The 14023-nt window shown below is 42.3% G+C and carries 7 protein-coding genes and 1 tRNA gene; 4 read left to right on the top strand and 4 right to left on the bottom strand.

The genetic code is table 11. From position 1 onward, the window contains the following. Window positions 1–23: 23 nt before the first annotated feature. Window positions 24–132: transfer RNA gene (locus QXD64_06820), tRNA-Arg, on the bottom strand. A gap of 64 nt (window positions 133–196) precedes the next feature. Next, window positions 197–1720 (bottom strand): histidine ammonia-lyase, encoded by a 1524-nt coding sequence (gene hutH / locus QXD64_06815; GenBank protein ID MEM3397022.1) that lies wholly within the window; start codon window positions 1718–1720, stop codon window positions 197–199. A 141-nt stretch (window positions 1721–1861) separates the two neighbouring features. On the opposite strand from hutH, the gene QXD64_06810 reads away from it, so the two are divergent. From QXD64_06810 to QXD64_06795, 4 genes are all read left to right on the top strand, one after another. Next, window positions 1862–3463, top strand: coding sequence for a PQQ-binding-like beta-propeller repeat protein (locus QXD64_06810; protein MEM3397021.1), 1602 nt, complete (start codon window positions 1862–1864; stop codon window positions 3461–3463). A 255-nt stretch (window positions 3464–3718) separates the two neighbouring features. After that, window positions 3719–6604 (top strand): leucine--tRNA ligase, encoded by a 2886-nt coding sequence (gene leuS / locus QXD64_06805; protein MEM3397020.1) that lies wholly within the window; start codon window positions 3719–3721, stop codon window positions 6602–6604. Then, window positions 6597–7130 (top strand): DUF2148 domain-containing protein, encoded by a 534-nt coding sequence (locus tag QXD64_06800; GenBank protein ID MEM3397019.1) that lies wholly within the window; start codon window positions 6597–6599, stop codon window positions 7128–7130. The genes leuS and QXD64_06800 overlap by 8 nt, the downstream gene beginning before the upstream one ends. A 102-nt stretch (window positions 7131–7232) precedes the next feature. Beyond that, a complete protein-coding gene (locus QXD64_06795; protein ID MEM3397018.1) occupies window positions 7233–10733 on the top strand; it encodes a NosD domain-containing protein in 3501 nt (1166 codons plus the stop codon). On the opposite strand, the gene QXD64_06790 is transcribed toward QXD64_06795, so the two are convergent. Together QXD64_06790 and QXD64_06785 are read right to left on the bottom strand one after the other, a co-directional pair. Then, window positions 10690–13728 carry a tetratricopeptide repeat protein gene (locus QXD64_06790; GenBank protein ID MEM3397017.1) on the bottom strand — a complete coding sequence of 1013 codons (3039 nt, stop codon included), beginning with the start codon at window positions 13726–13728 and terminating at the stop codon, window positions 10690–10692. The two genes, QXD64_06795 and QXD64_06790, sit on opposite strands and share 44 nt — an antisense overlap. Beyond that, complete coding sequence (locus QXD64_06785; GenBank protein ID MEM3397016.1) at window positions 13728–14021, bottom strand: hypothetical protein; 294 nt, start codon at window positions 14019–14021, stop codon at window positions 13728–13730. Before QXD64_06785 ends, QXD64_06790 begins: the two co-directional genes overlap by 1 nt. Between the last annotated feature and the right edge of the window lie 2 nt (window positions 14022–14023).

Here is a 14023-nt window from a genome sequence, read left to right as displayed (position 1 = left end):
CCTTTGGCAAGACAGTATGGGAGCGCCCGTGCTGGGATTTGAACCCAGGTCTGAAGGTTGCTGCATCCTGCAGGCAATTTGCACTGCAATCCACCGCAGCCTTCTAGGATATCCAAACTACCCCACACGGGCAATGACCGAAGAAACCCAAGCAGAGGAGAATAATAAAGGTTGTTTTTCTATCTCTTAACCAGTTTTACATCTTCCCAATTTCCCTTTCCACAACCCGCACAAACTCTCCTTTTGCAATCAAATCCGCAATCTTCTGAATTTCTGGATAAAGCACCCTGTCCTCATCGAGATGGGGCACATGACTCCTAAGCAACTTCCATGCTTTCAGCACCCCGATGCCTGGCTTTAATGGTTTATGAAAATCAAGGCCTTGAGCCGCACAAAGCAACTCAATTGCTAAAATGTGTCTCACATTCCCGCAAATCTGAAGACATTTCCTGGCGGCTGTTGTACCCATGCTCACATGGTCCTCCTGATTTGCAGAGGTTGAAATTGTGTCTGCACTTGCTGGATGTGCTAGAATCTTATTCTCGGATGCAAGGGAAGCAGCCACATACTGGGGAATCATGTAGCCAGAGTTAAGCCCGCTCTTTTCAGTCAGAAAAGGAGGCAGCCCGCTCAGGTGCATGTCCACAAGTCTTGCAGTTCTCCGCTCCGAAAAATTTCCCATCACTGCAAGGGCAATTGCCAGAAAATCCATTGCAAGTGCAACTGGTTCCCCATGAAAATTTCCGCAGGAAAGAGATTTGCCCTCTGGTAAGATTAGTGGGTTGTCTGTAACAGAATTCATCTCAGTTTCCACGATTTTTCTCACATTATCCAGTGTATCCCATACTGCACCGAGCACTTGCGGAGCACAGCGCAATGTGTAGGCATCCTGCACTTTCTTGCAGTTCTTGTGTGACTCAAGAATTTCACTTTTTTCCAGCATTCTCATAAAAATTTCAGCACATTTTTTCTGGCCAGTGTGTTTTCTAACTTCAGATACCTCCTTCCTAAACGCCTGATTCGTCCCTTTCAGTGCTTCCAGCGACATCATTGTAGCAATTAAAGCTGTTTTCAAGAGAAGCTCACTTTCATGCACAGCAAAACCAGCGATTGAAGTCATCACACTCGTGCCGTTAATGAGGGCAAGCCCTTCCTTTGCCTCAAGCTTCAAAGGTCTGAGCTTTTCCCTGGCAAATGCCTCGGTAGCCCGCATTCTTTCGCCCTTGTAAATCACCTCGCCCTCGCCAATCAACGCAAGTGCAACCATAGCCAGTGGAGCCAGATCTCCACTTGCACCCACAGAACCCTGCTCATAAACCACTGGTGTGATGTTGCGGTTGAGCATTTCGATCAGCAGCTGGACAAGTTCTAATCTGACCCCAGAAAAACCTTTTGCAAATGTATTTGCACGCAAAAGCATAACGCCACGTACAACCTCCTCTGCCAATGGCGCTCCCACAGCACAGGCATGGCTTCGCACAAGATTTTCCTGCAATCTGAGAATGTCTTCCTGTGGAATTGAAACCTGGCACAGTTCTCCAAAACCTGTCTTTATTCCATATGCAAGCTCGCTGCTGGCAATAATTTTTTCAATCACTTTTCTGGAGTCAGCGATTCTCTTCTCTGCCTTTTTTGCAAGTTTCACCTTTGCATGCTCTCTGCTCACTGCAATGAATTTCGCAACGGTAAGGTTCTCGCCATCTATCTCCACGACTTGCATAATTCAGAGATAGCAGAGGGGTAAATATGGATTTGCCCTTGTATAAAGCAAGAGATACAAATTAGAAAGCATGGAAATACGAATGAATGCTAGCTTTATGCAACAGAATTCGTAACTTTTAAATACCAGGAAAAAATTTTGATGGATAAGAGATATATGAGAATAATTCTTTCAAGTATATGTGTAGGAGTATTTGTTCTAATCATTCTTTCTATCTTTTGTGAGCCAATAGAAGTCAAGGGGGAATACAATGTTTCAACTACCTCTGGTTTTTTTCCAAGATATACCACTGACTTTTCAATCGAGTGGTATGTAGAAAGATTTTGGAATCACAAGGGCCACCTTCCTTTTTTGATGCATGACAAGATATATATTCCAGCTGAACATTTGTACGCTCTAGACATAAATAATAGAGAAGTTCAGTCGTTCAATATTGCTCTCTCTCGGTGCATAAGCTTCTCAGAGGGCTTAATTTATGGAGTAGATACAAATGAGTGGAGTATAGTATGCTTTAACCCAACTACTAATTCTATTGTCTGGAAATACTTGAGGAAAAATTCTATGCCGTTTGAGATTGCATCAGGGGAGCAAAGAGTTATTGTTTCATACTTTCACGATGGAAAAATAGTGTGTTTAAATGCAGTTGATGGGAAGGCAGTTTGGGAACTCAATTATCATGGCTATGGGGTGCCAGGGATAAAAGAGGGTGTTGTGTATATTTCAGCAAGGGAGGACACAGAAAATGGTTATTCGAAATGGTATTTCGGTGCCTTTTCTCTGCAGGACGGTAGGTTAATTTGGCTTAAACAACTCCCATACCGCATTTGTGACATTTCATGCCCTACAATTATAGATGAGGGGATTATTCTTACCATATCCACATATGGTGACAACCCGTTCTATCAATCTCATGTATTATTTCTCAATAAGAGTAATGGTGAGATTAGATGGAAGACAATGCTTTCTGGAACACGGATAACATCGTCACCAATACTTAGAAAAGAGAGAATTTTTGTAGTTGATTATTCAGGTTCGGTTTTTGCTGTGAGTTTGGTAAATGGAAGCATTGCATGGAGTTCTGCCATAGACACGTTTTGTGGTGAAGGTCCATCTATGCCAAACATAGGCTTATTAGGAAATTACGTAATTTCTGGTGGTAATTATATCAATATATTTGATTATGACGGGACGCTCGTATGGAGATATCGACCTGGTGGCTTGGTTCTAGATCCGATTCTATGGAACGCTTCCTCCGCTTTTGTAGTTTGTTCAGAGTATGTGTTGTCGATAAAACAAGCATCATCAGATAAGCAAGATGTATTTATCTGTAAAGGTGACCTGAAATGTTCAACGATTCTTGGAGACCAAAATATAACCAGATCTCTTGAACTATATATCCATAACATGAATTTCAACCATTCTATAACTAACTATACAATTCAAGTTGTAGTGTGGATTAAAAATGAAAACCGAAAATCTCTGGTATTTAATGATTTTATTAACCTCTCAGAAGATGGTTTAAATATAGTCTCATTCTATCTAAATCTTACAAATGGAACATACACATTTAATTGTAAGGTAACTCCAATAAATTTTAATGATACAATACAATTCAACAATGAGGTGATAGTAGATATTCCACTCCATGAAGAGGAACCTTACACTCCGAATACTTGCACTAGCATACTTCTATTTACTACTGTTTTTTTAATGTTCCCTTTATCACATAGAATTAAAGCTTAACCTATGCATAGGTGAACGTTTGCACTGCATAGCAGCTTTACGGAAACGACTTGCGAAAGACAGAACCCTTACATAAAAGAGAGTTATAGAAGTCATTGCTAAGTTTTCCTTAATGCAGGTTGTATGGTGCGTTCCCTGAATTAGAGAAAACATTGTAATCTCTGGGCATTATAAACAGCCCTTTGACGCTGGTAGCTATAAGGTGGAATAGTCCCAACCAAAATCCTCAATAACCTCCTCCTATATGGCTCTTTCATGTCCGCTTACAACCATGTTGAGGTTGAACAGAAATGGGCAAAGATATGGGAAGAATCAGGTATCTGGAAGGCAGAAAAAAGAAATGGAAAGAAGTTTTTCCTGATTTTTGCCTATCCTGGCTCATCAGGCATCCTCCATGCAGGGCACATGCGTGGATTTGCGTATTCAGACATAATTACAAGATGGAAGAGAATGCTTGGCTACGATGTGCTTTTCCCAGCAGGTGTGCATGCCTCAGGCATTCCTGCAGTTGCATTTGCAAAGAAAGTTGAGACCAATGACCCGATTACTCTCTCGCAATTGAAAGAACTTGGTTTGGACGATGCAACAATTGAGCGGATGAGAGAACCAGAAACCGCATCCTATGAATTAATGAAAATCTACATATCAATGTGGAAGCAATTTGGATTTCTGATAGATTGGAGCAGAACCCTCATCACAATTTCCCCTGAATACAAAAAATTCATAACCTGGCAATTTGAAAAATTGATGGAAAAAGGACTGTTAGTTAAGAAGGAACACCATGCACCGCTCTGCCCAAATTGTGGTCCTGTGGCTGTTGACCCATCTGAGACAGACATTTCCAGAGGTGGCAATGCAGAAATTCTGGAGTTTACGCTTCTCAAATTTAAATACGGTGATTACTATCTCCCTGCTGCAACACTCCGCCCTGAAACAATTTTTGGTGTTACGAATATCTGGCTCAACCCGAACATAAAGTATGTGCTTCTGGAATTAGGAGGCGAGAAATACATCGTCAGCGAGGAAGCAGCAAAGAAACTTCTGCACCAGAAAAACGGGAAAATTCTGGGCGAGATAGATGTAAAGGAAATGCTTGGAAAGCAATGTATTGCTCCTGTTGTCAATCGTGAAATTCCTATCTTGCCTGGGGAATTTGTCGATGGGAATGTGGCAACTGGTGTTGTGATGTCTGTTCCTGCCCATGCACCATATGACTGGGCAGCCCTTCTCGAACTGAAGGAGAACGCAGAGAAATACGGATTAAGTAAGGAGGAGATTGCTAAAATCAAGCCAATTTCGTTGATAGAAGTTGTGGAAGAGGATAATCCAATGGAAACCCGTGCCCCTGTCAAGCCCGCAATTGACCATTTTCCTGATAGAGGAATGTCAGCAGTGGATATTTGCACCCAGCTCGGAATAAAGGACACAAAGGATAGAGCAAAGCTGGATGAGGCAACAACCATTGTTTATAAAAAGGAGTTTCACAATGGCAGGTTGAAGCAGATTTGCGGTGCTTATGCAGGAAAAAAGATTTCCGAGGTGAAGGACAGGATTAAGGAAGATTTTGTTGCACAAGGCGTGGCAGACAAGATGTATGAGTTCTCTGAGGAGGTTGTGTGCAGATGCGGCACTCGTGTAATAATCTCAGTTGTGCCAGACCAATGGTTCATAAAGTACAGCGACCCAGAACTCAAGGAAAAATCCAAGAGCCATTCTGAGAAAATGGCACTCTACCCTCAAACTTATCACGATGAAATAAAGAAAGTGATTGACTGGTACAGCGACAGGGCATGCATCAGAAAGGGGAGATGGCTTGGCACCGAATTCCCGTACAAAGCGGGCTGGATAATTGAGCCGATTTCAGATTCTACGCTTTATCCCGCATTCTACATAATTTCAAAGTATGTGAACGAGGGGTTGCTGAAGCCAGAGCAAATGAATTCTGCATTCTTTGACTATGTTTTCCTTGACAAAGGTGAAGGAAACGCAGAAATTAAAGAAATCCAGGAAAAAATCAGAGAGGACTTTGAATACTGGTATCCGCTTGACATTAATCTGGGTGGCAAAGAACATAAGACAGTGCATTTCCCTGTATTCCTGATGAACCATGTGGCAATTCTCAGTGAGAAACACTGGCCCAGAGGGATTTTTGTAAACTGGCATCTCACAATGAAATCCGGCGAGAAAATTTCAAAGTCGAAGGGTGGAATGGTGGCAATTCCCAGAATTGCTGAGAAGTTTGGCGTTGATGCCCTCCGCCTTTACTACGCACATGCTGCCTCTCCAGATGCAGACCTGGAATGGGATGAGGAAACGGTACTCACCTACAAAAACAGGGTGGAGAAAATTTACGCGCAATATGAGGAACTGGCAAAATTTGAGAGTGAACTCAAGGGGCATCTCGAGACCTGGTTAGAAAGCAGGTTTGCAAAAACGCTGGTTTTAGCTCATCAATACATGGAAAAATTTGCATTGCGAGAATCTGCGAATGTGCTCTTCTTCGAGTTTTACAATGACCTGCGATGGTATATAAAGCGAGGTGGAAAAAGCAAGCTGGCACAAAAAATCTACATGGATTATCTCAAATGCCTTGCACCTTTTGTGCCAAACATCTGCGAGGAAATCTGGCATCTTGAGAACAGCACTTTAATCTCTTCGGAGCCCTTGCCCGCACCAGAAAGCTACAAACAGAGCGAGGAAGCAGAAAGAAAGGAGGAGTTTCTTCAGGCCTTGGTGGAGGACATAAGAAACATTCTGAAACTTGTTAAGGGCAAGCCAGAAAAAATAGAGCTTTATGTGGCTGCAAAATGGAAGCAGGAACTTGCGAAGGAAATAGCAATGAACATCTCAAAGGAGAGGAGCCAGATAATGAAGGAATTGATGGAAAAACCTACATTAAAGCAGCATGCAAAAGAAATCCAGAAAACAGTGCCGAAACTTTTGGAAGAGATAAAAAAGAAGGGTGAGAAATACATATTCTTTGATGAATATCAGTTCCTGCAGGAGGCAAGGGAATTTCTTGCTGGGGAGTTTGGTGTAGAGGTAGAGGTAAAAAATGCTGATGCCCATCCAGCAGAAAAGAAGGCACAGGTGGCGATGCCTTTCAAACCAGGTATTCAGGTGGTGGTGAAAAATGAGTGAACTCGAGGAGTATGTGAAACGGTTGGCTGAGTATTTGATGGTGACTGCCCAGACTGCACCGAAAGGGCGTGGTGAGGATTCCCTCGTGATGAAGGTTCTAGCAGGTGAGGAGAAAGGGAAGCTTGCAAGGGCAATGTTTGCAATGGCTGAGAAAACAGGAAAAAAGCGTTATGAAAGAGACGGTAAAAATGTAGAGCAATCGGATGCTGTCCTTCTCATAGGGATAAAACCGCACAAAGCAATGGGTTTTGATTGTATGGCTTGCGGGCTCGGCTGCAAGGGCTTTGACGAGTTTGGAAGGAAAAGTGGTGAGTTTGAGGGCCCAAACTGTGCTTTCAAGTTGATTGACCTGGGCATTGCGCTGGGTTCCGTGGCAAAGAACGCTGCCATTTTTGGTCTGGATTCAAGGGTAATGTACACCGTTGGAGCGGTTGCAAAAGCGGAAAAAATGCTGGATGCGACGATGATAATTGGTTTTCCAGTGAGTGCAACAGCGAAGAGCCCGTACTTTGACAGGAAGGTTTAGAAAAACCAGTAAAAATAGGCGAGTCCAGGTACGAATTTTTGACGATTAAGAAGGAATTATATATAAGTTTTACCTGACGAAACAAGACTAGGAGGTAATAAATTGCCCCCTGAAGAAATCTCTGTGGACGTTGGTAAAGGATACATGAGCACGACAGAGAGTACAGTTTATTTAGTGGCAGAAAAGATAGTTTCTAGGGGCTTTAAATTAATTTATATTACAAAGCGGAACCCAGACCTGTTGATTGAAGAGTTTCCATGGTTGAGGAAGGAAGAGGGATACTGGCTCACCACATCTCCCACTGAGAAACACAAAACCCTGGATCCAAGGAGATTGGAATTTGAAGTTACTCAAACAATTCTAGAGTTTGTTAAAAATCACAAGAAGTCCGTTGTTGTGGTTGATGCTATCTCTCTTCTTATGTCTAGGAACGATTTTGATAAACTCCTTGAATTTGTGAAAGCAATGGCTGATTTTGTATCTCTACATGATTCAGTATTTCTTATTTATGCTCCTCCGAAGATATTTAAGGAGAAAGAGAGAGCTTTGTTATTAGAGTATGTGAAGTTAATGAAGATTGGGGATTATACCCATGTTGGGGTGAAGGTTTTTGTAAGATGTGCGAAATGCGGCAAGCGAGTGGATGAGAGCCAGACCTTTTGTCCATCTTGTGGAGCATTTCTCACTCCTAATAGAATAGATAATGTCGAACCCAATAAAGTAGAAACCCTTGACAGTATAATAAAGGAGATTTTAGAAGATGTAGAAAAGGAACCTAAGGAACAAAAGAGAGTAGGTGTAGAGCCCCAGAAAGTTGAGGGCAAAGAAACGAAGTTAGAGCAGCGAAGAACAAAAAACAAAGAAGAGAGCTTTATCAATGGGGTTAGATATCAAAAGAGAAAAGAGAAAACAACTAAAAAAAATATGATAGTTGGTGTTTTCATTAGTGTTGTTCTGTTGATTGCCTCTTTATTAATAGTTTGGTATGCACTCCAGCCACAGACAAAAATAAAGGTAGATGGTAAAATTGATGACTGGCAAGGAATAACAAGTTATGCAGATACAAGTGTTGCTGTAGATCCAGATATAAACCTGAACGAATACAGTGTTTACTATGAAAGCGATAGAGTTTACTTCTATGCTAAAGTATCTGGCAGTTTGTTCAATGGTGCTAACAATGGCTACGATGCTTTGATAATTTTTGTAGATACAGATGCAAATGCCAACACTGGCTACAGAATAGAGAATCTGGGTGCAGATGCGAAGATTGAAGTTTCTGGTTATGCGGGTGAAATCCGCTCTGCCGTTGCCTCAAGATTCATTGAGCAGAGTGCTTCCTCGAAGCCAGAATTGAATTACAGTGCTTGGGAGAATGCTGGCGAGGTAAGAGTTGAAAAGAGCACAAACATTGTTGAGGGCTATGCCAAAATTGCTGGCTTGAAGAACCCAGTGAGTTTGGTGCTGATGCGGCATTATGAGAGCAGTGCTTATGCAGAGAAACGGGGCATGGCCCTAGTGAGCAAAACAGAAGGAAGTTTGGTGGTTTACCAGAATTTTATTGGCAGTGATGTGGTGAATGCAGACGAGGATGTGCTAGAGTTGCGATTGGTTGCAAAGGGCAAGGCGGTGCATGTGGAGAGTTTGAGCGTGGAGAATGCAAATCTGGATTTGCCGAAGAAAGATTTGGGAGTGAACGAAGAACTTACTGTGAGATGCAAGGCGAAGAGCTTGAGTGATGGTAATGCGTATGCGTTTGCAGTTTCCAGCATGGACACAAATGTCCCTTACAGAATTGTGGGCAATGGTGGCAAAGCATACTTTGGTTCTCTGCCTTCGGGCATTGTTATAGACGGTGCATTTGGTGACTGGCAGGGTGTACAGAAAGGTGTAGATGTGCCTGGTGATGCTGATAAAAACATTGATTTGCTGGAGTATGCAAGTGCAATAACAAACAATGCCTACTTCTACATGGCAGTAGATGGCACAATGCTTGCTGGCTGCGAAATTCCTGTGCTTGGTGCCAGACCACCAGTGCAGCCAGGACCATCTATGCCAGTGGTGATAAAAGAAAATCTGGGCATGGATGTGGCAAGAGTTTACATTGATTTGATGAACTCTACAATCAACACCTTCAATCCAGCAATGATTTCCCATGGTTATCTGATTGAGTTACAAGGGAGGAATGGGCAGGTAATCAGTGCAAAGGCATGGAAGTGGGAGAATGGTGTTAAGGCAGAGGAAATCCAGAATCCAAACATTGCTCATGGTTTGAGCGATGGAAAAATTGAGCTCAGTGTTGGGCTTGACACACTACCAGGCATTGATGGAAACTCCAAATTCTACTTTGAGATGAGTAACTGGCTCGGACAGAAGGACGCAAGCGAGATTGCTTACAGGGCAGGAAAAATCTGGCATGAAAATACTGCGGCAAATGGTGGAACAAGGGTCACACCGCATGTACCGATACACATAAATGAAAATAGCCAATTTACTCCAGATAATGGTGTTGTTGGTGGCTCTGGCACTCAGAGTGATCCATACATCATAGAAGGATGGGAAATAGATGCGAATGGAGGCACTTATTGCATCTGGATAGAGAACACTGATGTGTATTTTGTGATAAGAAACTGTAATGTGTATTATGCAACAAGTACAGACACTCAACCCAATGGTGCAGGCATTGCACTAAATAATGTAAAGAACGGAGTGTTGGAAAACAACACAGCCTCTGACAACATCAATGGCATCTTCTTGAGTTCCTCTAGCAACAACACCGTAACCAACACCACTGCCTCGGGCAACTCATGGAATGGCATCTACTTGTGGTGCTCCAGCAATAACACCATAACTGACAACACTGCCTTTGGTAACTTCGACAGTGGAATCTACTTGTATTACTCAAGCAACAACACCATAATCAACAACACTGCCTCAAGCAACACCAAATACGGCATCGTCTTGGATTACCTTTCAGACAGCAACACCATAACCAACAACACAGCTTCTAACAACGACCTCGGCATCTTCTTGGGGGCCTCTATCAAAAACATCATAACCTATAACAATGCCTCAGACAACTCCATAGATGGCATCCGCTTGTCTTCCTCAAGCAACAACAACATCACAAACAACAATGCCTCGGACAACTATTATGGCATCTCCTTGTATTCATCAAGCAACAACAACATAACCAACAACTGGATTTGCAACAATACCTACTACGGCATGAATATCACATCTGGTTCTACCAGCAACACAATTCACCACAACAACTTCATCGGCAACAACGGTGCAGGCAAAGGTGTTTCTGGCAATTGCCAAGCCTACGACGATGTCGGCAGTAACTACTGGTATGACAACACAGCTCTGGAAGGAAACTACTGGAGTAACTGGGATGGCAATGGCAACGGCACTGCGAATGCCTACCCAATTAATGGTGGGGCTGGAGCAAGTGATTGGTATCCCCTAGGAAGTCCAGTTAGTGAGCTATCCATAGTCCAAGTTTCTGTGCTGGTTATTTGCAACTTTGCACTTCTCATTCTTCGAAAAAAGAGGAAAGCTAACTTTCCAAAAGCTTTCTCGCCTCCTCTATTTTTCGTTTGATTTTCATCATGCTAAACATCTTGATCGCTTTGTCTATGAGTTTATCTGCCTCCTCTCGATTACCAGCACCTTTTTCTACCTCTCCCCATGCAAGATAACCACATGCAGTTCTGTATTCTCCACCATAAAGCATCAACGCTTCCACTCCCTGATAAAACTTGCTTCTTGCCTCTCCAATTTTTCCTTGGTCTGCTAGAATCTTACCATAGGTGATGTAAGCATAACCCGCTGCCTTTGCCACATCCATTGCTGAAAAGTTGTTGAAAATGGTAGTGCAAATTTTCTCTGCCTCTGCCTTTCTTCCCAGAGAGCAAAGCAAGTCGCTCTTGTCTGAAATGGCATTCAAAAGTAGTATTTTACCTCGTTCGTCGTTCTTTACCTTTTTCAGTTCCAGCAATGCTTTATCCACAAATTCCAGTCCTCTCTCATATTTTTCCTGTTCTCTGTAAACCGCCACATGTGCTAGAAAATGTCCAGCAAGAAGCAAGGGATTGTTTGTTTTCAGCACATAACCTCCAGATTCAACAAGACATTCCATTGCCTCATTAAATCGTTCATGCTTAGCAAATGCCTTTGCGAGTTTCCCATAAGTATTGATTAACGCGTGCAGGTTCTCAATCTTTTTAAGATACTGGATTTCTGTTTTGTAGGTTTGCATACAATTATCCAAATCACCAATTGCGAAGTAGAGGTCTGCCATGTTATCCAATGGGAAAATCATGCCCCAGAGATGCCCACACTTTTCAGCTTGCTTCAAACTCTTCTGGAAGTAGGCAAGAGCTGTGCTGTACTCGTGCATGTATCTGTAAACAATTCCTATGTTGTTGTAGGAACCAGCAATTGTTAGATGCTCGTTTATTTTCTCTCTTATTCCTAAACTCAATCTGTAGTAATCCAGGGCTTTCTTCAACTCTCTTTTTTCAAAATACACATTTCCGAGGTTGTTAAGCAACAAAGCCCTATCTCGATCCTCTGCCCCAAATTCCTCAAACACGGCAAGTATTTCCAGATAAATTTGTTGTGCCTCCTCTATCTCTCCTTTCCTGTAGTGAATTGTGCCCTCCAGCAGCCGCAATCTTCCATATTCCCTGTTTGACTTATCCACATTTTCCAGTCCTTTTTTTATATACTCTAACCCTTCCTCATAGTTGCCAGTGGCATGAGCACATTCCCCAATCTTTCTGTAGATTCGCTCAGGAGCTGAGGTGAACTGGAGCAGTGTGGAATATACCTGTAATGCCTCTTTGTATCTGCCAGTGATCTGGTAAATGTCTCCCTCTTTTTCAAGAAGTCCAACATATACTTCCTTCAAACTTTCATCATTCTCAGAAAGTTCTTTTGCATAACCAATTAACTGTAGGGCTTCTTCATTTGCAAATTTTGTTTCTGCATTTTTGATGCCTTTCAGAAGGTAAGGCAATGCTTTACCAGAATTCCCTGCTTTGTAATAGTGATAGCCAATCCTGCTCAAAATGCTCTCAATTCTATCCTTGTAAATTTTTTCAAGGGCTTCGGCGACTTTTTCGTGGTACATTGCCCTCATTGGCTGTGGAATTGACTGATAAGTCACTTCTCTCGCAAGTGTGTGGGCAAAGGCGCAATCGTTGCCTACAAATGTGATGAGCCCAGAATGTTCTATGTTCCGCAATTTTCTGAGCATCTGAAATCTGTCAATTCCGAACACCGTGGCTACAATTTCTGGGTTAAATGACTCTCCAATCACAGAACCACATTCTACAATTTCTCGCAGTTCTCCCAGCCCTGCAAGTTTTCGTCTGAAAATCTCCTCCACCTTTTTAGGTAGGCGGTGTTCCTTCTTTTTCACGATTTTCCAGTTTCCATTTTCCTCGATTATCTCACGTTCTGCAATCATGTACATTGTAATTTCAATCAGAAATAACGGGTTTCCACCAGTTTCTGAAAGAATTTCACACACAACTTCCTCATTTTTCCCGATTCCCTTTGCAATGCTCTCTAAGATTTCTACTGCACTTTCTTTTGACAGTTCTCCGAGCTCTATTTCCTGCATTTTTCCAGCATTCACAAGGTCTCCCAATACATCATTTGCGAAACTTCCAGCAAATTCGTCGGTTCTTGCGGTGAGCAGCACAAACAGATTAGAGTTTCGGATGTTCTGGATAAGATAGGAAACCATAGAAATAGTGGACTCGTCAGCCCACTGGACATTTTCTATGACAATTAGCATTGGTTTTTCAGAGGCAATTCTGCAAACCCCTCTTGTCACATTTTCAAACAATGTAGTTCTCTGGGCAGCAAAGTCCCCTTTTCCGTAATCTATCCCATCGTATTTGCCAGATGTAATTAAATAACGAAATTCTTCCTCTATGCCTGTTACTGCATCTGCATCTCCATTCCAATTTTTTAGAATCTTTCCATACTTTCTTTGGATGTTGAAAAGAGCATTTCGCATGTCTTCAATTAGGAATTCCGTTTCTCTGCCAGAAAGAATGGCTACAAGGTTTAGGTTGCCGAGGCGTTCCACTACAATCCACCAACCTTCGTATTCAAGCCGTCCAAGTCCACCACCTGCACTTGGGTCAATAAGTTTCATTGAGTCCTGGACAAAGCGATTTACTAAAGCAAGCATTGCCGTAAAGATTTCTGGCTTAATTTGAAAATTTTCTCGCTCCACTTTTGCAATTAGAAGTCCCCGATCTGTAGATAGATAGACACAGTCCACTCTTGGTGGTTTCTGGGGTGAAAGCAAATGCTCAATTCCTAGCTCTGAGAAGCATTCGGTGAGGGTTACGAATGGAATCCTAACACCCTTTACTCCGTGTCCAACTCCATATTGGAAATTTTTATTTTTAGCGATTTCCAAAGTTTGCTCCATCAATCTTGTTTTTCCGATACCCACATCTCCTTTTATAAGTAGTGCAGCAGTTCTACCAGATATTGCCTCTTCAATCAGTTCTTGAATAATTTTAAGCTCCTGCTTTCTATCTACAAACGGGACAACTATATCTGGAGGCATCACTTCATTTGCTCCTGTTCTGTCAATTTTTTGAGGAAGGCTCTGTATTCCTCAATTTCTACGCTGGAAAAAATCACATTTCCATTTTCATCCCTAAGCGTTTCCACATAATTGATTAAAATCTCAATTTTCTCTGGCTCTGGGGCATCAGGGTCTATTCTGAACCCTTCCATTTCAGTGCATGCATTAGCCAGCAAATTTCTTGAGCTTTTTAGTCCACTGCACACTCTACTTAAAATGATATCCATCAATTCCACGAGAGTTTCAGGCGGATGTTCCGTTATTTTTTTCATTG

This window comes from Thermoplasmata archaeon (assembly GCA_038874435.1).
Lineage (GTDB): Archaea > Thermoplasmatota > Thermoplasmata > Lutacidiplasmatales > SKW197 > SKW197.
The sequence above is the reverse complement of the archived record's forward strand: the minus strand, read 5'-3'. Positions and strand labels throughout refer to the sequence as shown.

Excerpts from the sequence above, each read along its gene's own strand:
- hutH (MEM3397022.1), bottom strand. The coding sequence starts at position 1,720 with ATGCAAGTCGTGGAGATAGATGGCGAGAACCTTACCGTTGCGAAATTC.
- QXD64_06810 (MEM3397021.1), top strand. The coding sequence starts at position 1,862 with ATGGATAAGAGATATATGAGAATAATTCTTTCAAGTATATGTGTAGGA.
- leuS (MEM3397020.1), top strand. The coding sequence starts at position 3,719 with ATGTCCGCTTACAACCATGTTGAGGTTGAACAGAAATGGGCAAAGATA.
- QXD64_06800 (MEM3397019.1), top strand. The coding sequence starts at position 6,597 with ATGAGTGAACTCGAGGAGTATGTGAAACGGTTGGCTGAGTATTTGATG.
- QXD64_06790 (MEM3397017.1), bottom strand. The coding sequence starts at position 13,728 with ATGCCTCCAGATATAGTTGTCCCGTTTGTAGATAGAAAGCAGGAGCTT.
- QXD64_06785 (MEM3397016.1), bottom strand. The coding sequence starts at position 14,021 with ATGAAAAAAATAACGGAACATCCGCCTGAAACTCTCGTGGAATTGATG.